Below are 24,334 nucleotides of genomic sequence, written 5' to 3'. Positions count from 1 at the left end.
GCGACCGTTCGCGGCCGCCCGTGCCGTCGCCGAGCCCGTCGACGTCGGCCGGGCTCCGTGGAACAGAATCCCGATACCCGTGGAACGCCCGTCAGCACCGGGATCCGCGATCTGCGCCATCACTGGCATCCGCGAATAGACCGAACACCTCGCGGGGGGCGATCCGGGTTTTCGCCGATCCGACTGAGAAATTTCGCGTTGAGGCCTCGATCGCGGTCCGGATCGGTGCCTCTGGTGCAGGGACAGCGTCAAGGGGTGCTCTGATCACCGCCTGACAGTCCAAGGGTTGAAGCTCGCGCCCCCCTGCCCGGCGAGCGGACTGGGGGTGTCGCGGCCCGTTCCCGGCCGTTGAGGTCTTGCTGTTCAGTTCGGGTATGGCAGCCGCGCTACGCGATGAGCCTGAGCTGCTCCATCTGCGCGAGTTGATTGAACGGGTTCCGGCGGTCGTGCTCGTCGACCGTGAGGGTCTCGAGCCCGGGCTCGAAGAGTGCGGCGCTGGTCCGGTTCATCCGATTGAGGGTGCGCAGCGCGAGACGAGCCTTCAACCAGTCGATGATGCGAGAGACGTTCGCGGAGGCGATGGAGAGGGGGCCCGGCCGGCAGCAGCCAGCGGGTCCCCTCGTGGGTGCCGGCCCCCTCGTGGACGGGAGGCCCGGGGCGGGCCGGTACCGAGCCTCCCGTCCGACCCGGCGTCGGGCCGCCTGACCGGTGTCGCAGCGAGCCTCCCGTCCAGACCGGCCATCGGCCGCCGGTCCACTCCGGCTCACCGCACCCGCACCGTCACGGTCTCGATGCCGGCGTTGCCGTGCCCGTCCGTCGCGTACACCGCGACCTTCCACACGCCGGGCGTCGACGGCGCCGTGATGCGCAGCCGGCCGGGCCCGGTGACGGTCACCGGCGTCGGCCGCATCGCCCCGTCGCCGCCTGCGATCCAGCGGCTGGACACCGCGGCCCGGTACGTGACGGTGTCGCCGTCGGGATCGGTGGCCGGCGCCGTGATCGTGACCGATGCCCCGCGGGCGACCCCGGTCGAGGGCGACGCCGTGATGCCCGAGACGACGGGCGGCCGGTTGCCCGAGGTCGGTCCGCCGTAGGCCCGCTGCACCGCGTAGTACGACAGGCGCTTCAGTCCGCCGGTGCGCAGGTTGAGCCAGACGCCCTGTTCGTCGTCCTCGACCCCGTAGTGGAACATCGTCGCCCCGAGCGCGACGCCCGGTGCTGCCCGGACCGCGGCCCAGGCGTCCGTGTACGCCTGCGCGGCGGCGGTGTCGCTCGGCTGCCGGGGGACGCCGTTCGCGTCGGACGGGACCTCCCACGAGCCGGCCGGCCCGGTCTCGGTGACGATGTACGGCTTCGTGTAGCCGCCCTCGCGCCAGGTCTGTTGCACCCACCCGACGCCGCCGTAGCTGTTCACGGCGTACAGGTCGAGGCTCGGCGTGTAGTCGCGGTAGTACGGCCACGCACCGGTCCAGGCGTCCGTCGACGTCACCGGGTGGTCCGGGTCGACGGCGTGGATCGCCCTCGTGACCTGCTCGACGTACTTCGCGTACGCGATCCGCTGCTCCTCGGTCCGGCTGAGCATCACCTCGTTGCCGACGTCCCACATGAGCAGGCCGCCGTTGCCCCGGTAGGTCGTGACGGTCTTCCGGATGCTCGCCAGGGTGGCCGTCTTGTACGCGGTGTCGTGCACGTAGTCGGCGCCCTGGTCGAGCCAGAGTCCGGCGATGACGCGGATGCCGTTCGCGCGGGCGGCGTCGAACACCTGCCCGGAGGAGGCGTCGGTGCCCCACGTCCTGATGGTGTTCGCGCCCATCCGCCGGATGTCGGGCAGGTAGGTCGCGGCCTGGGCGGCGGGCGGCCCGTAGGTCACGCCCTCGACGAGCCACGGCTTGCCGTCGACGGTCAGCTGCCACTTCCCCTGCGTCCCGGTCACGCGCACGCCCGTGGGCGCGGGCGCGGGCGTCCGGGTGCCGTACACCTGGAACTCCCAGAGCGAGTAGCCGTGCGCGGTGCCCCGCCGCACGCCGAGCATGCGGACGTACCGGCCGGTGCCGGCGACGTCGGCCCGGACCACGCCGCCCTTGCCTGCGGTCGTGGTCGAGACGGTCTTCCAGCTCGTCGTGTCCGACGACACCTGCAGCCGGTAGGACTTCGCGTAGGCGGCCTCCCACCGGAGCGAGATGCGGGAGATCGTCGCGGTCGCGCCGAGGTCGACGCGGATCCACTGAGCGTCGGTCCTGCGGCTCGCCCAGCGGGTCGCGGTGTCACCGTCGACGGCCTTCGCGGGCGTCCGGGCCGAGGAGTCGCTCGACGAGGCGGTGGTCGGCCGCCCGGCGGACAGCAGCGTCGTGGCCGCGGTCGCAGGCGCGGTGCGCACGGCCACCAGGAGGGCGGCGAGCAGGACGGCGGCGAGGACCGCCGCGGTGAGTCGGACGGTGGTGCTGACGGCGCGCATCTGGTCCCCCTGTGGTGTCGGGGAAACGGTACGGAGGCCCGGCCGCGCCGGTCAACGGCGGTCACCACCCCAGTCCGAGCGTCGCACTCCGCGGAATCCGCGCGCTTTCGCGCCCCGCGGCGGTCCGGCGACGGATGCCGCGTAGCCTCGGGGACACCGGACCGAATCAGGTCTTGTCGCCACGATGGTCTCCGCGTCCTGCGGAGCGCTGGCACAGCAGGACGGCCGGTAGCGATGAGGCGTCCAAAACCTCATGAGAGCCGGTCTCACCATGACCGTCACCACGTCAGCAGCACGACCGGACCCGGACCGCACGACGTCCACCGGGACCGAGGCCCAGCCCGACACCGTCGTCGCGGTGTCCGGGACCGACACGGCGAGCGCGATCCGCGACCTCGCCGGGCTGTACGCCGGACGCTCCTGGCACTCCGCCCCCGTCGACCACGACTACTGGTACAAGTACGTCGGGGTCGGCGACGAGACGATGAGCATCCGGCGCTCGCAGATGCACGGCACGCTGCGCGGCGACGTCGCCGTCGAGGACGAGGTCGTCGTGCAGTGGATCGACTCCGGCCGCGGGGTCCTGGACGTCGGCCGTGACGCCGTCGCGATGCAGGTCGGCGTGCCGGTGCTGGTGGTGACCGGGCAGCGCTTCGCGTTCGACTACGAGGACTGGGACCAACGGCTCGTCCACCTCGACCGGGCGCTCGTGCTCGACGTCGCGGCGGAGGAGCACCTCGTGGACGGCACGCTCGCATTCGACCGCACCACCACCCCGTCGGCCGGAGCGGTCCGGCAGTGGCGCGGCTCGGTGGTGGGTGCGGTCGGGGCGCTCCGCGCCGAGGGGGCGTCGTCACTGGCGTGGCACGAGGCGCAGCGGGACGTCGTCCGGTCGCTGTTCGGGCTGTACCCGGTCGAGGCCGAGCGACGGCCCGTCGGGTGGGGCGACCGGCGCACCGCACGGCTCCGCTCCGCGGTCGAGTTCCTGCACGAGCACGCCGCCGAGCCGGTGACCGTGTCGGACGTGGCCCGGGCCTCGGCGATCAGTGTCCGTGCCCTGCAGGAGTCCTTTCAGCGGTCCCTCGGTCGCACCCCGATGACCTACCTGCGCGACGTCCGCCTGCGGCACACACGGGACGACCTGGTGGCGGCCGACCCGGGGTCGACGACGGTCGGCGAGGTGGCGACGCGGTGGGGCTTCTCGCACATGGGGCGCTTCTCGAACGAGTACCTGCGCCGCTTCGGCGAGTACCCGCGGCACACGCTGCGGCGGTAGGGCGAGGCTGGGTCCCCGGCGCAGCGTCGTGCGACCGGCGCAGCGTCGTGCGACCGACGCTGTGCCGGGGGTCCGGCTCAGTGCGTGCGGAGGACCCGCTCGTCCGTGACGTCCGCGGGCTGGTGGGCCGCGCCTCCGACACCGACCTGCTCGTCACCGACCGGACCGGCGCCGACCCGGTCGGCGCCCTCCTGCTCGGTGCCGTACCGCTCCTCGTCGGCCGGCGACAGGAGGGTCCGACGGGGGTACTCGCCGAAGCGGTCGGCGTACGCCGCCGAGAACCGGCCCATGTGGTTGAACCCCCAGCGGCGGGCGATGTCGGTCACCGTCGTCGTCGCCGCCTCGTGGGACCGCAGCTGGTCCCGCACCTTGTCGAGGCGGACCTCGCGGAGGCACGTCATCGGTGAGCGCTGCAGGTCCCGCTGGAACGTCTCCTGCAGGCTCCGGACGCTGACGCCCGCGGCGGTGGCGATGTCCGCGACCGTCAGGGTCTCGTGGGCGTGCCGGTGCAGGTAGTCCATCACCGTGGCGACCCGGACCGTGCGCCGGCCGGCCCAGGTGGCGGGGGCGACCGGCGCCGTCGAGAGGCCGAGCGACGCACGCGCCACCGCGCGGCGTGCGGCACGCCACTCGGCAGAGTCCACACCGGAGGCCAGGACGACCGCGACCGCGTCGGCGACGGCGTTGCGCCAGCGCTCGACGGCAGCTCCGCCGGAGAGCGGCGGCTCGTGTCGGTCCGAGGCCCGCGCCTCGAGGTCGAGGTCGGCCGCGACCTCGCGGAGCAGGTCCTCGTGCACGCGGACGGACCGTTGGTCGACGTCCGCGTACTCGATCGCGAACGGTCGGCCCACGGGGAACCGCTTCGGTGCCGAGGTCGCGTCGACCCTCGCCTCGTCGACGTCCACGTCGATCCGGGCACGTCCCCGGGTGAGCCACTGCGCGACGAACCCGTCACCGGTCGCGATGCGGCCGCAGAGACGCCCGTTCAGCTGCAGACGACGGAAGCCGACCTGGTCGTCGCCGATCTCGACGTACCGGAAGGAGAACGGCTCGCGGCCGACCTCGACGTGCAGGTCGCGCCCGGCGTGCGACGAGGTGACGAGGTCGACGAGCGCGTCGGTGTCCCGTCCCGCCACCGAGGCGAGCGTCGTCGTCGGGTGTGCGTCGTGGCGGTTCACGGCAGCCGCTGACGGTCGGGCTGGTGCCGGGGCGGCGCACCGACGGGGTCGACCGTGGGGATCGTGACGCGACGCTCGACGACGTCGCGGGCGAGGTCGGCGATCCGGGCACCGTGCGCACGCGCCGTGGAGCGGAGCAGGGTGAACGCCTCGTCGAGGTCGACCTGGTGCGTGTGCGACAGGAAGCCCTTGGCCTGCTCGATCACCACGCGGCTGTCGAGCGCCTGCTGCAGCTGCGCCTGCACGTGGTCGGCGTGCTCCGCCGTCCGCTGCTGCAGGATGCTGATCGTCGCGACGTCGGTGAGGGCCCGCGCGGCGATGGCGTCGTCGGCGTTCAGCGCACCGGTGGTCTCGCGGAACAGGTTCATCGAGCCGAGCACGGTGTCGCGGAGCCGGAGCGGGACGGAGTGCACCGACGCGTAGCCGAGCTCCGCGCTGGCAGCGGCGAACCGGGGCCAGCGTCGCTGCATCTCCGACGGGTCCTCCACCGAGACCGTCTGCGCGGTGGTGAACGCCTCGACGCACGGCCCCTCCCCGGCCTGCAGCTGCATGAGTCCGATGAAGTTGCTGCGTTCGCTCGTCGAGGCGATGACCTCGAGCTGCTGTCCCTCGTCGGCGAGCATGATGCCGGCGGCCGCGGCGTCGAAGAGTTCGGTGGCGTTGTCGACCAACGTCTGGAGCAGGTCGACGATGTCGTAGTCCGCGACGAGCGAGTCGGTGAGGCTGACGAACGTGTCGACCAGCTGCTGTTCCCTGGTGCGTGCCATTGCTGCGTCCTTCCCTAGCGGGCGGAGTCGGTGTGGTCGGTGAAGTCGACGTCACGGGCGATGACGTCGCGGGCGAGGTCGCGGACAGGGCGGCCGGCGGCGTACGCGTGCGCCCGGAGGAGCAGCAGTGCGTCGCTGGGGCCGGCACCGGTCTGGGCCGCGAGCATGCCGGAGGCCTGGTACACCTCGCGGCGGGAGTACGGGTTGCCGTCCTGCGTGTGGCCCTGGAGTGCGTCGTCGACGCCGGCCAGGGCACGACGGAGGACCTGCCGCGCCACCGCCTCGGCGAGGGCGGTCGCGTCCTCGACGGCGCCCTCCGGGAAGGCGGCGGCCTCGCGGTGGTACAGGTCGACGGCACCGATGTCGATGGTGCCGAACCGGATGGGGAAGGCGAACACCGCACCGAGCCGGGCATCGCGCAGCGCCGTGAGGGCGACCGGCCACCCGGCCGACCGCGAGCGCTGCAGGTCGGGCTCCAGGACGGGACGTCTGGTCCGCACGGCCTCCCAGCAGGGGCCCTCGCCCAGGTCGAGCTGGATCTCCTCGAGCCGCGCGGCCGTGCTGTCGCTCGCACAGACGGTCTCGGAGCCGAGTGGATCGCCCAGCGTGGAGATGGCGACGGCGGTCACCGGCAGCACGGAGAGGAACGGCCCGCACAGGTCGTCCTCGGCGCTGGCGCGGTGCAGCGCGGCGACGGCGGCGATGAACTCCGCGCCGGTCACGGGTCGGACCTCGTGTGTCGGCCGCTCGTGCGGCGTGCTTGCCTGATCATGACGGACCTCCCCTGCCGGTGAGTGCGAAGCAGGGTCCGGGCGTGCAACTCGGGAGCGACGCTACACCGGGACCGGTCCGGAGCGGAACAGGTGTCGGACAACCGGTGTCCGGCGGTGTCCACGCGGTGTACCGTCAGGGACGTACGGACCATCCCGATGCGTGCTACCCCGACGAGACCGCTGCCCTGACTCGGTTGCGGGTGTCCCGCACTGCGGACTGGCACCCGCGCACACCACCGCCGGCCTCAGCCGCGCACGCACCGAACTGGTCGGAACCGGTTGCCCCATGAAGTACGTCGTCTACGGACTGACATCCGTCCTCACCAGCAGCGTCGCGGCCACCGCCGTCCTGCACTACGCCGTCGCGCTCGGCCGCACCGGGGGCAGCGACCTGGTCGCCGTGCCCGCGGTCGACGTCGCCGGGGTGCCGATCGTCGTCGAGATCGTCCTCGGCCCGGGCGTCCCGGTGCTCGCCGAGCCCGCCGCCGACGACCTGCTCGAACCCGAGCACCGCGCGTTCGTCGCCGACCTCACCGAGCGGACCCGGTCCGCCCTGGCACGCCGCACCGACCGGCCCTGACGCGAGCAGTGCCGACGCCTGCCACGCCGTGGTGGGCGGCGCTGACGCGGACTGCGCGGTGTCTCCCGCGTGACGGGTCCGTCAGCGACGCTCGAGCACCAGCGTCCCCGGTCCGACGGGGAGCACCCCGGCCCGGTAGGCGAGCACGGCGCCCGTCGCGCTCGCCGCCTCCACCCGGAGCGACGCGGCCCCGAAGCGCCAGCCGCGGGTGATGCAGAACACCCCGAACGTGACGGCGCCGTCGTCCGGCAGCACCCACGTCCCCGTGCCCCACTGCGCCGGGTGGCCGATCCCGTCCACCGTCACGGTCGGCCGGGCACCGAGGGTGAACCACGGCTTCCGCAGCCGCAGTTCGACGCGACGGCGGGTCGACCCGGACGGCAGGGGGCCGTCCGTCACCACCCGAGGGTCCCGGGCTCGCCCTTGAACGGTCCGACGATGTCCGAGGTGATCCAGCCACCGTAGAAGTCGCCGGCCTGCGCCCGGACCGTCTCGCCCGCGACCTCGCACGAGTCCATCTGCGACGGGTAGACCGCCACCCGGTCGCGCAGGTCGCCGTAGCCCTCCCACGGCGAGCGGTAAGTCCAGGCGCCGCGGGGGACGACCCGGTCGCCGCCGTGCACGTCGAAGTACGAGGCGCTGCCCTTGAACTCGCACATGCTCGCCCCGCTCGTCGGCACGAGGGCTCCGGTGGCGAAGTCGGCGACGGGCAGGTAGTACACCGGCGGGTGGCTCGTCTCGAGCACCCGGACCGCGCCGGTGGTGTCCGCGATGACGCGTCCGCCGAGACGCACGACGACGCGCGCCGGGGTCGACTCGACCCGCGGTGGCCGCGGGTAGTCCCACACGGACTCCTGCCCGGGGCCGGGCTGGTCGGGAGCGGGGTGGCCGGGGCTGCGTCGCGTCATGCTCCCGTTGTACCCGCTCGACCCGGCGGACTGGAGGCGCGTCACCAGCTGGCACCGGGCCTTCCGCCCGGCGTGTGCTCGCGCGCACTTCCCGCCACAGGAGGCACTGGACCGCGCGTCGTCCACGGATTGCGGACGGGGGTGGCCGGGGGGGGGGGGGGGCGTCGCGCACGGCACGATGGGACCGGCGCGACGCGCTCCAGACGACCGGCACGACGACGGGGAACCACATGTTCGGGATCGGCAAGAAGACCAAGCAGGACGACGCGACCGCACCGGCGCCGCCGACCAGCGGCCCGGCGTCCGCGGCGGCGACGCCCGCACCGGCGGGACCGGTCACGGACCTCGGTCTGGCGAAGGGGCGGATCAGCCTCGAGAAGCGTCAGACCGTGAGCCTGACCAAGACGCAGACGACCACGGTGACCATCTCGTGGCCGAACCGCACCGACTACGACGTCTACGCCCTGGTGCGGTACCGGGACGGGCACGTCGAGTCCGTGTCGCAGTTCGGCACGAAGGACGACCGGGTGTTCTCGCCGCGCACCGCCGACGGCGCCGTGGTGCACCTCGGCGACCAGCGGCGGGGAGCGCGGGGCGCGACGACCACGACCGCGGACGAGGTCATCGCCATCACGCTGGCGCCGGAGATCGACCGGATCGTGCCGGTCGTCTACTCCGCGCAGTCGAACGGCACCGGGTCGTTCCGCCGGTACCAGGTCGGCATGACGATCGACAACGGTGCCGGCGACGTCGTCGAGATCGCCGCGCGGGATGCCGACAGCAACGACAAGGTCTACTCCTGCGTACCGGGTGTCATCACGAACGGCGAGCAGGTGCAGGTCGAGAAGCTCGAGCTGTACTCGGCGCCGAAGTCCGAGCGTCGACCGGTCGTGAACGCCGACGGATCGGTCACGATGGACGCGGGTCCGGTGAACGCGTACAAGTAGGGCGATCCGGCCGGCCCCTGGTCACGGCGGCGGGGCGGGTCTACGCTCGCGGACACCACCTCCTCAACGACGAGAGGCTGTCCCGTGCGCCGATCCACCGCCATCACCCTCGCTGCCGTGACCTGTGTCGCGGCGCTCGCCCTCGGCGCACCCGCCACCGCGGCGCCACCGACGGGCGGCGTCCCGGCCGCCGCCCCACCGGCCGCAGGGGCACCGGCCGCCGTGCCGGGGACGGCGGAGGCGCCGGCCGTCGCGCCGTCCGTCGCCACCACGAGCACGGCGGGGGTCGCCGGTCGCGGCCACGCGCGCGCCGGGACCCACCAGAACCCGATGGCCCTGCGCCTCCCGGACGGCGAGACGGCGGCGAGCTGCGCCGACCCGACGGCGATCCACGGGGCCGGACGCGACCGGAACTGGTACCTCTACTGCACGACCGACGCCCTGTCGGCCACCGAGACGACCGCGGACGGCGAACTCGTCCAGCACAGCGTGCCGACCTACCGGTCGACGGACCTCACCGACTGGACCTACGTCGGCGACGCCTTCGACACGAAGCCCGCCTGGGTGGGCGACGCCAACGGCATCTGGGCCCCGGACGTCGTGTACCGGGCCGGCGCACACGGGAAGCCGGGCACCTGGTTCCTCTACTACACGGCTTCGGACACCCCCTCTCCAAGCGCGCCGACCGGTGGCGGATCCGCGATCGGCGTCGCCACGAGCAGCAGCCCGACCGGACCGTGGACGGACTCCGGCGGCCCGGTCGTCGCCCCGCAGACCGCGCCGAACGGACAGGGTGCGCGCTGGTCCTTCGACCCCGAGGTGATCACCGACTCCGGCCGCACCTACCTGTACTTCGGCAGCTACTTCGGCGGCGTGCACGTGCGGCAGCTCACCGCGGACGGGCTGCGCTCCCGGCCGGACACCGAGCGCCAGATCGCGATCGACAACCGGTACGAGGGCTCGTACCTGATGCGGCACGGCGGCTGGTGGTACTACATGGGCTCGGCGACGAACTGCTGCAACGGATCGCTCACGGGCTACGGCGTGTTCGTCGCCCGGTCGAAGAGCCCCCTCGGCCCCTTCCGCGACCGGGACGGCGTGGCCATCACCGACACGCGCGTCGGTGGGTCGCCCCTCCTCGCGCAGAACGGCAACCGGTGGGTCGGCACCGGCCACAACACCGTCGTCACCGACTCCGCGGGTCAGGACTGGATGATCTACCACGCCGTCGACCGGCGCGACCCGTACTACGCGGGGAAGACCGGCTACACGAAGCGCCCGGCGCTCATCGACCCGCTCGACTGGGTCGGCGGCTGGCCGGTCGTCCGCGGGGGAGCGGGCCCGTCCGACTCCGTGCAACCCGCACCGGCGGCGCAGCCCGGGCAACGGTCGGCGTACCGACCCCGGCTCGTCCGCACGGACGTCCCGGGACGGACGATCCGCGCGCTGTCGACGGACTTCCGCGGGGACGCACTGCCGTCGACGCTGACGTGGACCCGGCAGCCGGACCCCTCGACCTACCGGGTCGCGGACGGTGCGTTCTCGTGGCAGACCCAGGACGCGGACCTGCACCCGCCGCAGACGCCGCTCGCCTCGGTGCTGACGGAGGCGGCCCCGACCGGCGACTACGTCGTGGAGACCCGCGTGCGGATGGACACCCCGACCACGGGTGACTCGTTCAACTACCGGCAGGGCGGGCTCGTCGTGTACGGCGACGACGGGAACTACGTCCGGCTGGTGTCGAACTCCATCTTCAACACCCGGCAGACCGAGTTCGGCAAGCAGGCGAGTGGGCAGCCAGAGGGCGCCCCGAGCTACGGCAACATGGTCGTCGGGCCGGTGGGGGACGCCACCACGCTGCGGATCGTGCACCGGGTGGTCGACGGCGAGCACCGGTACACGGCCTCCACCAGCGTCGACGGCCGACACTTCGTCCGTGGGGGGACCTGGACCGCGGACCTCGGGTCGGCACCGCGCATCGGGCTCATCTCGCTCGGCGGCGCCGGGTCGACGAGCTCGTTCGACCACCTGACCGTGAGCACCGTGCGGTCGGTCCGGTAGCACGCACCGGCGGCGGGCGAGCGGGTCCGCCGCCGAGGGCCGGGCGCAGCGAGGGCCGAGTACCGCCGGCCACGGACCACCAGCCGCCGCTCGCCGGTCCGCAGTCCCGCCCTGCAGCGCGGCCGACCTGCCGGGCGTCAGTACGCCGGTTGGCAGCGCGGGCACCACCACACCCGCCGCGGCGGCGAGCCGACGACCTCGACGTCGTCCCGCGCCCGGACCGCGGTGCCGCAGCGCAGGCACGGTCGTCCCGCCCGCCCGACCACCCAGTGCCGCTCGCCCCGGCGGAGGACACCCGTCGTCACCTGGTACGCCTCGGGCACGGTGGCCGAGTGCCGCAGCATGCGACGGGCGGTCGTCAGGAGCGCCGGCACGTCGACGGTCCCGACCGGCCGGTCCGGGTGCAGCCCGCGCACGAACCCGAGCTCGTTCGCCCAGAGGTTGCCCAGACCCGCCACGCGTCGCTGGTCGAGGAGCACGGACCGCACCGGGGCGTCCGGATCCGCCGTCATCCGCCGCGCAGCCTCGTCGAGGTCGACGTCGTCGTGCAGCAGGTCCGGTCCCAGGTGCCCCACGACGAGGTGCTCGTCGGCGGTGTCCACGAGGTCCACGACGGGCAGGTCGACGCCCCAGACGGTGCGCCCGTCCTCGAGCCCGAGCCGCACCCGCGCCTGTCGGGCCACCGCCGGCGGCAGCCGCCGCCCGGTCGCGGTGACCGTCCACGACCCCTGCATCCGCATGTGGGTGTGCAACGTCGTGCCGTCGTCGAAGCGGGTGAGTAGGTGCTTGCCGTGCGTCGCGTGTGCCACGATCCGGCGCCCGGACAGCGCGCGCCCGGCCGCTGCGCCGCCGCGGAGTTCCCCGGTGACGACGAGGGACCCGTCGACCTGCCGCAGACGGGCGGCGAGCCGGTGGACGGAGTCACCCTCGGGCATGGCCTGACGGTACGTCGGGCTACCGACAGCACCGACAGCACCGACAGCACCGACCGCACCGACAGCTCCGACGGCAACGGGGTGCGCGCCCCCCACCCGTCGCGGGACGTCGGGGTCGGTGCGGAGGGACCCGGCCCCGCACCGGACGGGAGGCTCGACACACGTCGTGCTGCGGGCCTCCCGTCCGGCGGGTGGTCGATCCGACCGCCGGTCAGGCGGAGGCGACCAGCCCCGATGCCCGGTCCGCCGCGGCGTCGCCACGCAGCATCCGGTCGGCGGTGCGCAGGGACAGCGCCATGATCGTCAGCGCCGGGTTCGCGATGACCGCGCTCGGGAAGACCGAGTTGTCGGCGATCCAGAGGTTCGGGACGTCCCACGAGCGGCCGGCCGTGTCGACGACGGAGCTGCCGGCGTCGGTGCCCATCCGGGCCGTGCCGATGGTGTGCGCGGTGCGGTCGAGCACCCGCACGTCCTGGCCACCCGCGGCCTCGACGATCGCGGTCATGGTGCGGACCGCGTGGCGCTGGATGGCCTCCTCGTTCGAGCCCGGTGTGAAGCTGACCTTCGCGCGGCGCATGCCGTGCTCGTCCACCTCGTCCGCCAGGACCAGCCGGTTGTCGTCGTAGGGCAGGCACTCGGCGTTGATGCCGACGCCGGCCATGTGCGGGTAGTCGCGCATCGCCCTGACCAGTGCCGCGCCGCGGAGCCCGCCGCCGCGCACCAGGGTGGTGGCGAAGGTGAGCGGCTGCACGCCGAGGCTCTGGATGAGGTACCCGCCCGCGAAGTCCGCGTCGGACGGACGCACGAAGTCCTCGGTGATGATCGACGACGGGTAGCCGCGGTACGACCGCATCGACTCGTCGAACCGCGCCCAGACCTGCGTGGCACCGTGCGCGGTGAAGTTGCGGCCGACCTGCCCGCTGCTGTTCGCCAGGCCGGTGTGCAGCAGCAGGCGCGGGGTCTCGACCCCGCCGGCGGCGAGGACCAGGGCGCGCGTGCGCTGGCGGTGGTCCCGACCGTCCTGGCGGTAGACGACGGCCTCGACCTCGCCGCGGGCGTCGAGCTCGATGCCGTGCACGAACGCCTCGGCGCGGATCTCGGCGCCGAAGGCCACCGCTGCCGGCAGGTACGTCGTGTCCATCGACACCTTCGCGCCGTTCCGGCAGCCCTGGTGGCAGGACCCGCAGGCGACGCAGGCGTGGCGCAGGCCGTGGTGCTCCTGGTGCCGGTCCTCGGTCGTCAGGGCGACCGGGGCGTCCGTCGCGGTGATCCCGAGGGCCGCGGTGCCGCGCATCATCATGTCCGAGGAGGCGTTCCGACCCGGCGGTCGCATCGCGTACCGGCGGGTGGGGTCCCACGGGTAGTGCTCGGGTCCGGCGACGCCCACGTCGTGCTCGACCTGTTCGATGTACCGGACGAGCTCGGCGTGGTCGACCGGCCAGTCCTCGCCCTGCCCGGACTCGGTCCGCAGGCGCAGGTCGTGTGCGCTCGGGCGGGGCGTGAACGCACCCCAGTGCAGCGTCGACCCACCGACGCCGGTCCCGCTGTTGTTCGGCCCGAAGGAGGTGGGGGCGCCGCCGCCGCTGATCCGTTCGTCCATCCAGTTGATGTCCGCCGGTGCCTCGACCTCGTCGGGCAGGTGGTCGCGGGGTTCGGTGTTCTTCCCGGCCTCGAGCGCGACGACCCGCAGGCCCGCTCGGGCCAGGCTGGCGAGCAGCGGTGCGCCGCCCGCTCCGGTGCCGACGACGACCACGTCGACGTCCTCGTCCTCGCCGTGTCGGCGCTGGTGTTCGAGCCTCATCGTGTCACTCCGTCCGGTTCCCATGCTTCGCGTTGCCCGGCTCCGAGCAGCTGGAAACCCTGCAGTCGCACGCCGTCCCCGCCGTTCGCGAAGCCGTCGTAGTCGATCATGGCCATCGTCGCCGGGTGGGCGAGCCACTGCTTGACGAGGTCGACGCCGGCGTCCTCGGACCACAGCCGCAGCTGCTCGGCGTCGAGGACCCCACCGGCGGGTGTGTGCGTGCCCGCGTCCACGGCGGACAGCACCTCGGCGAGGTGCTCGTCGGACACGGCGGCGTCCGGTGCCAGGGCGTCGAGCGCGGCGCGGTACGCCTCGGCGTCGACGGGCAGGCCGTCCGGGCGCCACCCGTCGCCCTGTCCGGCGGCGAGCTGGCCGTCCACGCGCAAGGCGACGTCGATCGTGTCCGCGCCGGGCTGGGGCACGACGACGCGGGCGAGGGCGCGGAGGGTGTCGAGCTGCGTGCGGGTCAGGGCGCGGGGTTCGGCAGCGGGGTCGTCCGGCAGCGCACGGGCGGCGAGGACGGCGCGGTTCCGCGCGCTGACCCGCGGAGAGGCGATCACCCGGGCGGACGCGGTCGGGACCACGGGGCCGTGTGCGACGCGGCGCTCCCAGAACGACCGGATGCGGTCGGCGACGGCCTCGGGCTGCTCCCACGGCAGCAGGTGCGCGGCACCGGGGACGACGTCGAACTCGCCTGCCGACCAGTGCGGCAGGGTGAGGCGCTGCTGCGCGTCCGGCCCGAGGTCGCCGTCCTCCGCCCCGGCGAGCACGAGCGCCGGCGCGGGGTTGTCGGGCAGGTCGGACCAGTCCTCGCGGCTGCCGCGGAGGAGCCACGCCGTCCAGGCTGCCGGGTCGGCGCGCTGCACGTCGTGCACGGCCATCGCGTGCGGTTCCGGCGGCAGCTGCTCGGCGGTGTTGGCGTCGACGAACTCGGCGGCCTCGTCCGGTCCGATCTCGTGGTCGGCTGCCCACGCGAGCATCGACGCCCGGCGGTCCTCGTCCATGGGTTCGGGGGAGAGGGGGGAGGCCGCCAGCAGGACGACGGCGCGGAGTCCGAACAGGCCGTTCGCGCCGCTCATGGTGCGTCCGGCCACGACCGAGGCGACCTTGCCGCCCATCGAGTGGCCGACGAGCGCCCACTCGGTGGCGCCGCTGGTGCCGATGGCCCGCTCGACGAGCACGGCCATCTCCTCGACGGTCGTGCCGGTCACGGCGGAGCTCGTCCCGAAGCCCGGGAGGTCGATGCCGACGAGGTCCAGCGTGCCGCTGAGTCGTGCGCGGAGCGCGGCGAACTCCTCGGAGCTGGAGCCGAGGGCGTGGAGGCAGAACGCGGTCGCCGTCATGTGTCGTTCCTACCGGCCGGGGCGTCCCGCCCCACAGCCCGCCTGTACCCCGGACAGGGCGGCGACGACCGCGCGTCCTGCCCCCGTCCGGGAGGCGCGTCCACCGTTCGCCCCGCACGGGGACGCCGATTCGAGCCCACCTCATCCATCGCACGTGTCGCGCAGCGTGCGAGACGCAATCGGCAGGGATCGGGGACCGGGGTACAGCGGAACGGCCCGGAACGGGCTGATCCTGGAACCCGGCTGGAAACCGTGCCGGAGTCGTGACGAACGTCCTCTGCAGCCCGTCTCATCCGTGAACAGCAACCGCTGGGAACGCCCGGCGGGTCATCGGAAGGAGACACCATGGCCGACACCACCACCACCCCGAACACCCTCGCGACGAACGCGACGAAGGGGTCCGGCACCACCGCGGCACACGCCGCCACCGGCAAGACCGTCATCGACGACACCGTCGTCTCGAAGGTCGCCGGCATCGCCGCCCGCGAGGTCAACGGCGTGCACTCGCTCGGCAACGGCGCTGCCCGCGCCATCGGCGCCCTCCGCGACGCCATCGGCCAGCGCGACCACGGCCAGGGCGTCAAGGTCGAGGTCGGCGAGAAGCAGGTCGCCGCGGACATCACCATCGTCGCCGAGTACCCCGTGCCGCTGCAGCAGGTCGCCGAGGGCGTCCGCTCGTCGGTCTCCCGTGCACTCGAGCAGATCGTCGGCATGGAGGTCGCCGAGGTCAACGTCACCGTCCAGGACGTCTTCATCCCGGGCGACGACGACGAGGACGACGACAAGAAGGAGTCGCGAGTCGCATGAGCACCACACTGAGCGGCGCCCTGATCGGCGCCATCCTGGCGGTCGTCGCCCTCCAGTTCGGCTTCTGGGGCTTCGTCCTCGTCGTCGTCTTCGGTGCGGTCGGCGCCCTGGTCGCGGCCCTCGTGACCGGGCGCATCGACCGTGGCGCCCTGACCGACGTTCTCACCGGGCGCCGGAGCTCCCGGTGACCGGCGGCCCGGGCACGGTTCCGGGCCGCGTCGAGATCACCACCCGCGCCCTGACCTCGTGTGCGCGCGCCGTCGCCGCCGAGCGGCTCGGAGCGCCCGCGAAGCGGGTGCGGGTGGAACTCGGCGACGCCCGCGGGGCCCTCGCCCTGGAGATCACCGGGCCCGTCGCCGCCGGCGAGGACCTCGTCCAGGCGGCGACCACCGCCGCAGCCGAGGTCCGGAGTCGCGTCAGCGCCCTGACGGGACGTCGTGTCGGATCGGCACGCATCGAGTTGACCGGGATCGTGCGCGAGCGCGACACCCGGGTCCGGTAGAGGAGGTCACCATGAGCAGCAGTTCCGTGGAACGCCGACTGCGTCGCCGCAGCGTGCACCGTTCCCGGTCCACGGCCGTGTCCGTGGCGTTGGTGGTGCTCGTGCTGGTCGCAGCGTGGATCGGCACCGAGTCGGTCCTCCGCGCGGTCGGGACGGGTCCGCTGCTGGCCGACCCGCAGACCGCGGTGGACGCCGCCCTGCAGCCCGACGCGGCCTTCGTCACGCTGATCGAGGTGGTCGCAGCGGTGCTCGTCATCGCGGGGATCGTCCTCGTCGTCCTCGCGCTGAAGCCCGGACGGCAGCACCGGTCCGTCGTCCCGCACGACCGCGGTGCCGTCGTCATCGACTCGTCGATCATCGCGTCGACCGCCCGCAACGCGGCCGGTCAGGCAGCCGGGGTCCCGGACGCCCACACGACCGCGAGTGCCCGTGGCAAGCGGACCGAGGTGCACATCGTGCCGATGTCCGGGATCCCGGTGGACTCGTCCGTCGTCGAGCGTGCCGTCGCCGAGCGGCTCGGCCGCCTGGACGAGCGGTTCGGTCGGCACGTGACCGTCCGTGTGAGCGAGAAGGGCTCCCTGTCATGACCTCGAGCAACCGCACCCTCAACCGGATCATCCTGTTCGTGCTCGGCCTGGTGGCCGTGCTCGTCGGGCTGGCCATGGGCGCGGGCGTCCTGCCCGCCGTCCGCGACGCACTCCGTCCGTACCTGACGTTCCCGCAGCGTGTCGAGGTCCCCGCGGCCTCGCTGTGGATCGTCGCCGCGGTGTGTCTGGTCGTGGTCGTCCTGTCCCTGGTCTGGATCGTCACCCGGGGTCGTGGCGGCACCGCCGTCGCCGTCCGCGAGGCACAGGGCGACGACGAGGTCACGGTCAACGTGGCCCTCGTCCGCGACGTGATCGACCACGAGCTCGCCGGCGTCCACGACGTCGTCTCGTCGAAGGTCGACATGTACTCCGTGCACAAGCACCGCGCAGCCCGGCTCCGGGTCGCCGTGCGCCGGGGCGGGGACGCCGTCACCGTCCTCGACGCCGTGGACCGGGCCGTCGCCATCCTCGACCGCACCCTCGGTCGCGAGGTGCCGGTCCTCGTCCACCTCACCGGTGGCACCCGTTCGGCGCTCGCGAAGCCCAAGCGCGTCGCCTGACGGGCGCCATCCGACGGGCACCGTCGGATGGGCACCGTCCGTCGGACGCCACCACGGGCCTCCCGGCCCACCACCACAACCAGGAACGCGGTCGTGCCACGGCCGTTGGAGAGAGGAGCCCGCCATGGGACTCGACGACAAGATCAAGAACGCAGCCCAGGACCTCGCCGGCAAGGCGAAGGAGGCCGTCGGTCACCTCACGAACGACGACGCGAAGGTCGCCGAGGGCGAGAAGGACCAGGCCGCAGCCAGCGCGAAGCAGACCGGCGAGGACGTCAAGGACGTCTTCCGCAAGTAGCGACCAGCGGACACGACGGGGCACGCGCGCGACGACGCCGTGCCCCGTCGTGCTCCCACCGCTCACCCGACCGAGGAGGAGACCATGCAGCACGACAGCCACGCACAGACGCAGACGACCGAGGTCGACCTGCCGTCGACTCTCACCGACCCGCTCCCCGAGGACGCCGGCGCCCTGACCGTCGCGGCCCGCACCGCAGCGGTGACGGCACTCGGGGTCGACGGGGTGCACCACCTCGGCGGACTCGCCGACCGCGCGGCCGACCAGCTGCGTACTCGACTCGGACGCAGTGCCTCGGCGCTCGGCGTCCGGATCGACGACGCCGACGGCGGCCTGGACGTCCAGGTCTCGCTCGTCGTGCGCTACCCCGAGCCGGTGCGGCAGGTGGCGGACACGGTGCGCGACCAGGTCCGTGCCGCCCTCGCCCAGCTGCCCGACCTGCCGGAGCGCATCGGGGTCGACGTCCGCGTGCTCGACGTGCACGGGCCGTTCGACGACGAGCCCTCCCCGTTGGACGACGCCGTCGACACGGTCCGGGGTGCCGCCTCCGACGCCGCCGACTCGGTCCGACGTGGTGCCGCGGACGCCGCGGACTCGGTCCGTGGTGCTGCTGCCGGTGCCGCCGACGCCGCCCGGACGGCCGCGGACCGCACGGCCGACGTCACCTCCGACGCGCTCGCGGCAGCCTCGGCGACCGCGTCCGACGCCGCTGCGTCGGCGCGTGACGCCGCCGGTCACGCCCGCGACGCCGTGGCGGACGCCGTCGAGACCGCCGGCGACCGGTCCTCCGACGCCGTCGACTCGGCACGGCGGACCGCGTCCGAGGTGGCGGACCACGCGGCCGACGCCGCCGGGTCCGCGAAGGAGGCCGCGGCCGCCGCGGCCCGGCACACCGCGGACGACGTCGACGACGCCCGCTCCGCGGCACGCGACCGCGCCGAGGACGGGCCCGCGCGGGCCGAGGCCGCCGCCGACACCGCCCGCGACCGTGCCGACGCGACGCATCAGGACGGCGACGCCCGCGCCGACGCCGACGCCGCGTCCGGCGCACCCCGGACCGCGGCCGACACCGTGGCGGACGCACTCGAGGACGCCGCTGCCGACGGCCAGCGTGCCGCGGAGGCCGTCCGCCAGGACGCGGACACGGGCACCGACACGGACACGGACCCGGCACGGCCGTGAGCTCCCGCCTGGCGGACCGCCGCATCCGCCGCCGCATCGCCGCCTCGCGTCCCCGGCCCCGTGGGGTCTGGGTCGCGGCGGCGGTGGGTGTGGTCGTGGTGGTCCTGCTCGCCGTGGCCGCGTTCCTGCCGCTCGTCGGCTTCCTCGCCGGCGTCACGGCGACGACCGCGGGCCTCGTGCCCTTCCCCTTCCTGCGGGTGACCCTCGTGGCGTTGCTCGGCGGGGTGGTGGTCCTGGCGCTGCTGCTCCTGGCCGTCACGCGACGACACAGCGCCACGGCCTGGACCGCCGTCGTCCCCGCGGTGCTGGTGGCCCTCGCCGTGACCGCGTTCCCCCTCGTTGCCGTGGCGGTCGGCTCGGCGGACCGGGCCGGCGACGTCTGGCCGGTCCTCGTCGAGCTGTGGTCCCGGTTCGCTGGCTGAGCCCCGCCGATCATCCGCATAACGCATCATGACGTGTGTAGTCTGCCTAACTACATTCCGGAGAGCATGCTGGAGCGGTACACGCAGCAACCCGGGAGGAGCCGCCAGATGCACACCAAGCCGACGGGCCAGTCGTTCGTGGACGGGGACACCCCGACCGAGGCGATCGACATGACCGCCCTCTTCGCCGAACAGGCGCGAGACGTTCTGGTCGACTCCATCTGAGCGACACCGACCGATCCAGGAGCGTCGCACCCGACTGCTCCGTCGTCCGCTGAGGACGACACACCTGCACCACAACGGCACCCCGGTGCCACTCCTGAAAGGCACGCACATGAGCTTCCTCGGCTTCATCCTCCTCGGCCTCATCGCCGGCGCCATCGCCAAGCTGATCCTCCCCGGTCGCCAGGGTGGCGGCTGGATCGCCACGCTCGTCCTCGGCGTCATCGGCGCCCTGATCGGCGGATGGCTCGGTGGCCTCATCTTCAACGTGGGCTACGAGGGCTTCTTCAGCATCCAGTCGTGGATCATCGCGATCGTCGGCGCGATCATCGTCCTGCTCATCTGGGGCGCGATCACCGGTCGCCGCGGCGCCCGCGCCTGACCCGTCCCGGCACACGCCGGACACGGAAGAGCCCCGCACCTGCTGGTGCGGGGCTCTCCTGCGTCCGGGGGACCGCTCGTCCGGGACCTGGAGGCCCGGCCGACGTGGACGGGGTCAGTCCTGGTGGTCGGCGGGAGCCCCCGCACCCTTCGGCGGCCGCGTGCGCAGGCTTCGGGCGGCCGGTTCGTCCGAGTGCGAGGAGGCGGCGTCGATGAAGCGGCCACCGCCGACCTCGTCGGTGCGACGGATCAGCTCGTTGACCAGGTCCTCGTCCTCGGGCTCGAGCTCGTCGTCGGGTGCCGACTCGACCATGATCTGCGACGCCGGACCGAGCAGGATCTCGGCACGGACGGCGACCCCGTCGGCGTCGGCGGTCGGGATCTCGACGATGTCGGTCGTCCCGTTCTCACCGAGCGCCGCGGCGTACGCGAGGGCGGCCTCCGCGATGGCGTCGCCCGTCATGATCCGGTTCTCGCCGTAGACGATGTACTTCATCAGATGATCTCCATCCCTCCACCCAACCGGTGTCGTGGTCGGTCGGGTCAGGGGAACGCCAGGTCTGGGGGTACGCGTTTGTCGGTGGTGCTCGGCAGACTGGCCGAGCATGCACTCCGTCGATCAACCCCTCGTGCACGTCGACCGCCGCGGCCACTCGGTCGACGAAGCGGTCGCGTTCTACGAGCGCGTCTACTCGAGCACCGACATCCACATCGGCGACCCCGTGACCGAGGGCTTCTCGTGGCGCTACCGGGCGATCGGGGACGGCGACGTCACGGTCGGCACGTCGTCGGTCGCCGCACGCCGGTGGGGCACGATCGAGCCCGGCGGCCACTACGTGCTCGCCTGGGCCAGCGCCCGGGGCATCCGCCTCGACACCGGGTCGTCCGAGCCGGTCGACATGCAGCCCGGGGTCCCCGTCGTCTACCCGTCCGACCGCGCCTTCACGTTCGACGCCGCCCCCACGGTCCAGCACGTCATCCGCTTCGAACGGTCGTTCCTCGAGTCCGTCGCCGCCGCCCGCCGCGGTGACCTGCCCGCACCGCTGCGGTTCGCGGGCGATCCCGACCCGGACGCGCTCCGTCGGCTGCAGGGAGCGATCTCCGGGGCCGCCGCCGCCCTGCTCGACCTGGCGACCGACCGCGCCCGTCGCTCGGCGCTCAACACGACCGTGGCCGAGGCCGTGGTCGAGGCCTTCGACGCCGCCCCGGTGGCGCCGTCCGGTCTGCTCAGCGACGGCCCCGCGACCATGCGGTTCGCGCAGGAGTGGATGGTGGTGAACGCCCGCCGGCCGATCACGATCACCGACGTCAGCGAGGCGGCGGGCGTCGCGGTGCGCTCCCTGCAGGCGTCGTTCCGTCGGCACACCGGCGGCTCGCCCATGCACTTCCTCCGGCAGGTCCGGCTGCACCGCGTGCGTGCGGAGCTGACCGCCGCCGACCCGGACGCCACGACCGTCGCGCAGGTGGCGCTCGGGTGGGGCGTCGGGCACCTCGGACGCTTCTCCGGCACGTACGCCGCGACCTTCGGCGAGTCGCCCTCGGTCACCCTTCGCCGGCGACGGGCCCGCTGAGCGCGACGCTCGGACGGTGAACGGAGGTCCTCGGTGCGCCTACCGGACACGGTGTCCGAACGGCGTACACCCCACGCCCTGCGGGTTGGTCCAGCGGCTCCGACGCGGGATGCTGGTCGTGCGCCTCCGAACACCTCGGGACGGGCGTACCAGCAGGAAGAGCGCACCGTGAACGAGCGCATCCGACCCTCCCTCCACGACCTCCGCCGCCAGCCCGACGAGTGGCACCGCCGTGGCCTGAGCCACCCCGACGAGATCGACGCCATGGTCTCCCGCCGGACCGCGGGCTCCACGCCCGTCGAGCCCACCTACGCTGACTTCTTCGCCGTCGTCTGACCCGCCGGCACACCCCTCCCGAGACCTCGCCCGGACCGCGTGCGTAGGCTCGGTCCCATGTCCGACTTCACCGCCGCCCAGGCCGCCGTCATCCGCATCGAGCGCGCGGAGGAGGGCCGCTGGGACCTCTCCGTCGTCAGCGACAGCGGCGTCGTGATGGGCCACGGCGTGCACCTGTTCGACCGCTCGCAGGACGACGGTGTCGACGAGCTCGCGGCCGCCGCGGAGTTCGTCAGCGGCTACGGCTTCCGGTTCGAGGGCGACGCCGTGCAGCACGACGGCCCGGACGCGTTCTGGGCGCCGCTCATCCCGCGCTGATCCGACACCGGGCTGGCACGGGCCGGCCCAGACCGCGGCGTCCCGGTCCCGACCGCACCGCCCGACGAGGGTGCTGCGATCTTTGCTCTGTGCACGACCCCGCATCCGCGTTTCGTGGATGAGATGATGACCGCGTGCCACCCACCGACGACGCCGACAACGGGTTCCGCAAGCAGCGGTTCACGGGCACCGACGGCGCGGACTACACGGCGATCTTCGACGGTGAGTACTCCGGTCGCGGGCTCGTCACGGACGCGCACGCCGTGCAGACCACCGAGTACGACTACTTCCTCATCGGCGACGCTGACGTCACGCTCCGCTCGATGACCGCGCGCGGGGGCCGTCGTGGCGGCGTCATCGGACCCCGCGACGACCACGTGGTATTCTGGCTCCAGCACGGTCGACTCGAGATGCACTTCGCCGACCGCTCCCGCGTCATCGAGCCCGGCAGCCCGTACATCGCCTCGGCGTCCGAGGAGTACCGCTTCGAGTCCGACGAGACCGTGTACAACGGCGTGCACATCTCGGACGCCTTCCTGCGCCGGACCGCGGGGGAGCTCGGGTACCCGATGCCCGACGGTCCGGTGCTGTTCGACCAGCAGGACGAGCTCGTCGCCCGGCACGGACCGCTGCGGCGCCTGCTCGGAGACGTCAGTCCCACGCTGATGGACGACCGGGTCCGGGGTGCGATGCGGACGGCGCTCAACCGACGGCTCGCGACGGTGGTGCTCGACACCTTCCTGCTGCGGGACCGTGGCGACGACGTCCCGACCGCCAGCCGCCTCCGCGCCGCCATCGCGTTCATCGAGGAGCACGCGCGCGACCGACCGACGGTGCCCGCCATCGCCGCCGCGGCCGGGCTGAGCGAGCGCGGCCTGCAGGAGGTCTTCGCGCGCACCCTCGGCGTCACCCCGAACGGCTTCCTGCGCGACCAGCGCCTCGACGGGGTCCGGGCCGAACTCCTGCGCGGTGCGTCGCCGAACAGCGTGCTCGAGGTCGCCCGCAGGTGGCGGTTCACCAACCCGAGCCGCTTCGCCGTCGCCTACCGCGCCCGGTTCGGCGAGGACCCGTCGGCGACGCTCCGCGCGGCGACCGCGCAGCGACCCGACGGCCGGTCCTCGTGGCGGATCCGCCGTGCGGTCGCGTACATCGAGGCGCACCTCGACGGGGTGTGCTCGGTGACCGACATCGCCGAGGCGGCGGGCCTCCGGCCACGACGCCTGCAGCAGCTCTTCCGCGAGGAGCGCGGCACGACCCCGACGGCCTTCCTGCGCGAACTCCGCGCGCTCCGGCGCGGGGGCGAGGACTGGACCGACCGCCGGTCCTGACGGTGCCGGCCCCGCCCGGCATCGGACCGGCGGCGCGGTGTACCGGTGGACGGGCCTCCGGACGGGTGCCGCACCACGGGCCTCCAGTCCCGTCGGACGGACCGGAGGCCCGTCGCCGGCTAGGCGGAGCGCTGCGGCCCGGCGGTCGCGAGCGCGACCATCTCGGCGACGACCGAGCGGAGGCGGGCGGCCAGGTCGGCCTGGGTCGGCACGCTGAAACGGTGGGCCGCCTCGGACAGGGCCGACATCACGAGCGCCACCGCGGTCCGGGCGGTGTCCTCGTCGGTGCGGGTGGACACGACGGCGATGAGGGCCTGACGCGACTCGGCCATCCAGCGCATGACCATCGAGGTCATCTCCGGGCGCCGGACGAGCAGCTCCTTCGCGCGGGCCCGGTCGGCCGAGAGCGGCACGGTGTTCGCGACGAGGTCGCACACGTCGTCGACGAGCCGGCCGTCCGCGGCGGTGAAGCGGTCGCGCACGGCGGGCGGGACCTCCACGGTGTCCAGCCCGATGGCCGCGTGCGCCTTCGACGAGAAGTAGTTGAAGAACGTGCGAGGGGAGACGTCGGCGTCGGCGCAGATTTGCTCGACGGTGACCCCGTCCAGGCCGTGGTCGGTGATCCGGGTCAGGGCGGCGTCGTGGATGGCCTGGCGGGTCTGCTGCTTCTTGCGCTCGCGGAGCGTGCAGGGCTCGGTGCCGGCCGGTCCGGCGACGCTGCCGGTGTCGGTGCTGGCGGGTGCTGCCGTGGTGGGCACGGAGGACCTCCGGTGGGAGATGGGGGACGAGGGCGGGC

General features: G+C 73.6%; 29 protein-coding genes. 17 read left to right on the top strand and 12 right to left on the bottom strand.

All coding sequences use genetic code 11. The features are described 5' to 3' along the window. Positions 1 to 386 precede the first annotated feature (386 nt). Both KM842_RS15955 and KM842_RS09610 read right to left on the bottom strand, forming a co-directional pair. The gene (locus tag KM842_RS15955) at positions 387 to 509 is read right to left on the bottom strand and encodes a hypothetical protein (RefSeq protein WP_301183785.1); all 123 of its coding nucleotides are present in this window, start codon (positions 507 to 509) and stop codon (positions 387 to 389) included. A 254-nt stretch (positions 510 to 763) separates the two neighbouring features. Continuing rightward, positions 764 to 2,455 carry a discoidin domain-containing protein gene (locus KM842_RS09610; RefSeq protein ID WP_216257874.1) on the bottom strand — a complete coding sequence of 564 codons (1,692 nt, stop codon included), beginning with the start codon at positions 2,453 to 2,455 and terminating at the stop codon, positions 764 to 766. 271 nt (positions 2,456 to 2,726) lie between these two features. Between KM842_RS09610 and KM842_RS09605 the strand changes: the two genes are divergently transcribed. Further along, positions 2,727 to 3,731, top strand: a complete 1,005-nt coding sequence (locus KM842_RS09605; RefSeq protein ID WP_216257872.1) for a helix-turn-helix transcriptional regulator — start codon at positions 2,727 to 2,729, stop codon at positions 3,729 to 3,731. Positions 3,732 to 3,808: 77 nt separating this feature from the next. On the opposite strand, the gene KM842_RS09600 is transcribed toward KM842_RS09605, so the two are convergent. From KM842_RS09600 to KM842_RS09590, 3 genes are read right to left on the bottom strand one after another with little or no spacing between them, the layout of a single operon-like run. After that, entirely contained in the window at positions 3,809 to 4,909 is a 1,101-nt protein-coding gene (locus KM842_RS09600) for a helix-turn-helix transcriptional regulator (protein WP_216257870.1), read from the bottom strand. Further along, positions 4,906 to 5,676: a GAF and ANTAR domain-containing protein gene (locus tag KM842_RS09595; protein WP_216257868.1), complete on the bottom strand. Its 771-nt coding sequence runs from the start codon at positions 5,674 to 5,676 to the stop codon at positions 4,906 to 4,908. Before KM842_RS09595 ends, KM842_RS09600 begins: the two co-directional genes overlap by 4 nt. A 14-nt stretch (positions 5,677 to 5,690) precedes the next feature. Then, positions 5,691 to 6,398, bottom strand: a complete 708-nt coding sequence (locus KM842_RS09590) for a GAF and ANTAR domain-containing protein (protein WP_216257866.1) — start codon at positions 6,396 to 6,398, stop codon at positions 5,691 to 5,693. A 337-nt stretch (positions 6,399 to 6,735) separates the two neighbouring features. Here KM842_RS09590 and KM842_RS09585 point away from each other — a divergent pair, with 337 nt between their 5' ends. Continuing rightward, entirely contained in the window at positions 6,736 to 7,029 is a 294-nt protein-coding gene (locus tag KM842_RS09585; protein WP_216257865.1) for a hypothetical protein, read from the top strand. Positions 7,030 to 7,110: 81 nt separating this feature from the next. On the opposite strand, the gene KM842_RS09580 is transcribed toward KM842_RS09585, so the two are convergent. Together KM842_RS09580 and KM842_RS09575 are read right to left on the bottom strand one after the other, a co-directional pair. Continuing rightward, positions 7,111 to 7,428, bottom strand: a complete 318-nt coding sequence (locus KM842_RS09580; RefSeq protein WP_216257863.1) for a hypothetical protein — start codon at positions 7,426 to 7,428, stop codon at positions 7,111 to 7,113. Further along, complete coding sequence (locus KM842_RS09575; RefSeq protein ID WP_216257861.1) at positions 7,425 to 7,937, bottom strand: DUF427 domain-containing protein; 513 nt, start codon at positions 7,935 to 7,937, stop codon at positions 7,425 to 7,427. The genes KM842_RS09580 and KM842_RS09575 overlap by 4 nt, the downstream gene beginning before the upstream one ends. Positions 7,938 to 8,167: 230 nt before the next feature. Between KM842_RS09575 and KM842_RS09570 the strand changes: the two genes are divergently transcribed. Both KM842_RS09570 and KM842_RS09565 read left to right on the top strand, forming a co-directional pair. Continuing rightward, the gene (locus tag KM842_RS09570) at positions 8,168 to 8,884 is read left to right on the top strand and encodes a TerD family protein (protein ID WP_216257859.1); all 717 of its coding nucleotides are present in this window, start codon (positions 8,168 to 8,170) and stop codon (positions 8,882 to 8,884) included. Positions 8,885 to 8,968: 84 nt separating this feature from the next. After that, positions 8,969 to 10,945: a family 43 glycosylhydrolase gene (locus tag KM842_RS09565; protein ID WP_216257857.1), complete on the top strand. Its 1,977-nt coding sequence runs from the start codon at positions 8,969 to 8,971 to the stop codon at positions 10,943 to 10,945. Between the two features lie 137 nt (positions 10,946 to 11,082). On the opposite strand, the gene KM842_RS09560 is transcribed toward KM842_RS09565, so the two are convergent. From KM842_RS09560 to KM842_RS09550, 3 genes are all read right to left on the bottom strand, one after another. Beyond that, positions 11,083 to 11,880, bottom strand: coding sequence for a DNA-formamidopyrimidine glycosylase family protein (locus KM842_RS09560; protein WP_216257855.1), 798 nt, complete (start codon positions 11,878 to 11,880; stop codon positions 11,083 to 11,085). A 211-nt stretch (positions 11,881 to 12,091) separates the two neighbouring features. Next, positions 12,092 to 13,681, bottom strand: coding sequence for a GMC family oxidoreductase (locus KM842_RS09555; protein WP_216257853.1), 1,590 nt, complete (start codon positions 13,679 to 13,681; stop codon positions 12,092 to 12,094). Then, positions 13,678 to 15,024: an alpha/beta fold hydrolase gene (locus KM842_RS09550; protein ID WP_216257851.1), complete on the bottom strand. Its 1,347-nt coding sequence runs from the start codon at positions 15,022 to 15,024 to the stop codon at positions 13,678 to 13,680. The genes KM842_RS09555 and KM842_RS09550 overlap by 4 nt, the downstream gene beginning before the upstream one ends. A 345-nt stretch (positions 15,025 to 15,369) precedes the next feature. Here KM842_RS09550 and KM842_RS09545 point away from each other — a divergent pair, with 345 nt between their 5' ends. The 9 genes from KM842_RS09545 (at position 15,370) to KM842_RS09505 (ending at position 19,986) form a co-directional block, all read left to right on the top strand. After that, the gene (locus KM842_RS09545) at positions 15,370 to 15,831 is read left to right on the top strand and encodes an Asp23/Gls24 family envelope stress response protein (protein ID WP_216257849.1); all 462 of its coding nucleotides are present in this window, start codon (positions 15,370 to 15,372) and stop codon (positions 15,829 to 15,831) included. After that, complete coding sequence (locus KM842_RS09540; protein ID WP_216257847.1) at positions 15,828 to 16,019, top strand: DUF2273 domain-containing protein; 192 nt, start codon at positions 15,828 to 15,830, stop codon at positions 16,017 to 16,019. Before KM842_RS09545 ends, KM842_RS09540 begins: the two co-directional genes overlap by 4 nt. Then, positions 16,016 to 16,333 (top strand): hypothetical protein, encoded by a 318-nt coding sequence (locus KM842_RS09535; protein ID WP_216257845.1) that lies wholly within the window; start codon positions 16,016 to 16,018, stop codon positions 16,331 to 16,333. The genes KM842_RS09540 and KM842_RS09535 overlap by 4 nt, the downstream gene beginning before the upstream one ends. 11 nt (positions 16,334 to 16,344) lie before the next feature. Next, positions 16,345 to 16,920, top strand: coding sequence for an Asp23/Gls24 family envelope stress response protein (locus tag KM842_RS09530; protein ID WP_216257843.1), 576 nt, complete (start codon positions 16,345 to 16,347; stop codon positions 16,918 to 16,920). Next, the gene (locus KM842_RS09525; protein WP_216257842.1) at positions 16,917 to 17,480 is read left to right on the top strand and encodes a hypothetical protein; all 564 of its coding nucleotides are present in this window, start codon (positions 16,917 to 16,919) and stop codon (positions 17,478 to 17,480) included. The genes KM842_RS09530 and KM842_RS09525 overlap by 4 nt, the downstream gene beginning before the upstream one ends. Positions 17,481 to 17,604: 124 nt before the next feature. Next, positions 17,605 to 17,778 carry a CsbD family protein gene (locus KM842_RS09520; RefSeq protein ID WP_216257840.1) on the top strand — a complete coding sequence of 58 codons (174 nt, stop codon included), beginning with the start codon at positions 17,605 to 17,607 and terminating at the stop codon, positions 17,776 to 17,778. An 84-nt stretch (positions 17,779 to 17,862) separates the two neighbouring features. After that, entirely contained in the window at positions 17,863 to 18,960 is a 1,098-nt protein-coding gene (locus tag KM842_RS09515; protein ID WP_216257839.1) for an Asp23/Gls24 family envelope stress response protein, read from the top strand. Further along, positions 18,957 to 19,382 carry an MFS transporter permease gene (locus tag KM842_RS09510; RefSeq protein ID WP_253206069.1) on the top strand — a complete coding sequence of 142 codons (426 nt, stop codon included), beginning with the start codon at positions 18,957 to 18,959 and terminating at the stop codon, positions 19,380 to 19,382. Before KM842_RS09515 ends, KM842_RS09510 begins: the two co-directional genes overlap by 4 nt. A 334-nt stretch (positions 19,383 to 19,716) precedes the next feature. Further along, positions 19,717 to 19,986 (top strand): GlsB/YeaQ/YmgE family stress response membrane protein, encoded by a 270-nt coding sequence (locus tag KM842_RS09505; protein ID WP_216257837.1) that lies wholly within the window; start codon positions 19,717 to 19,719, stop codon positions 19,984 to 19,986. Positions 19,987 to 20,100: 114 nt separating this feature from the next. Here the strand turns inward: KM842_RS09505 and KM842_RS09500 are convergent, their stop codons facing one another. Beyond that, on the bottom strand, positions 20,101 to 20,481 hold the full coding sequence (locus KM842_RS09500) for a hypothetical protein (protein WP_216257835.1): 381 nt from the start codon (positions 20,479 to 20,481) through the stop codon (positions 20,101 to 20,103). A 109-nt stretch (positions 20,482 to 20,590) separates the two neighbouring features. Between KM842_RS09500 and KM842_RS09495 the strand changes: the two genes are divergently transcribed. From KM842_RS09495 to KM842_RS09480, 4 genes are all read left to right on the top strand, one after another. Beyond that, positions 20,591 to 21,556, top strand: coding sequence for a helix-turn-helix transcriptional regulator (locus tag KM842_RS09495; RefSeq protein WP_216257833.1), 966 nt, complete (start codon positions 20,591 to 20,593; stop codon positions 21,554 to 21,556). Positions 21,557 to 21,724: 168 nt separating this feature from the next. After that, positions 21,725 to 21,892 (top strand): hypothetical protein, encoded by a 168-nt coding sequence (locus tag KM842_RS09490; protein WP_216257831.1) that lies wholly within the window; start codon positions 21,725 to 21,727, stop codon positions 21,890 to 21,892. A gap of 57 nt (positions 21,893 to 21,949) precedes the next feature. Then, positions 21,950 to 22,210: a hypothetical protein gene (locus KM842_RS09485; protein WP_216257829.1), complete on the top strand. Its 261-nt coding sequence runs from the start codon at positions 21,950 to 21,952 to the stop codon at positions 22,208 to 22,210. 134 nt (positions 22,211 to 22,344) lie between these two features. After that, entirely contained in the window at positions 22,345 to 23,538 is a 1,194-nt protein-coding gene (locus KM842_RS09480; protein WP_216257826.1) for a helix-turn-helix domain-containing protein, read from the top strand. A gap of 119 nt (positions 23,539 to 23,657) precedes the next feature. Here KM842_RS09480 and KM842_RS09475 read toward each other — a convergent pair whose 3' ends face one another. Then, complete coding sequence (locus KM842_RS09475; RefSeq protein WP_216257825.1) at positions 23,658 to 24,296, bottom strand: TetR/AcrR family transcriptional regulator; 639 nt, start codon at positions 24,294 to 24,296, stop codon at positions 23,658 to 23,660. Between the last annotated feature and the right edge of the window lie 38 nt (positions 24,297 to 24,334).

Source organism: Curtobacterium sp. L6-1, from assembly GCF_018885305.1.
GTDB classification, from domain to species: domain Bacteria; phylum Actinomycetota; class Actinomycetes; order Actinomycetales; family Microbacteriaceae; genus Curtobacterium; species Curtobacterium aetherium.
The sequence above is the reverse complement of the archived record's forward strand: the minus strand, read 5'-3'. Positions and strand labels throughout refer to the sequence as shown.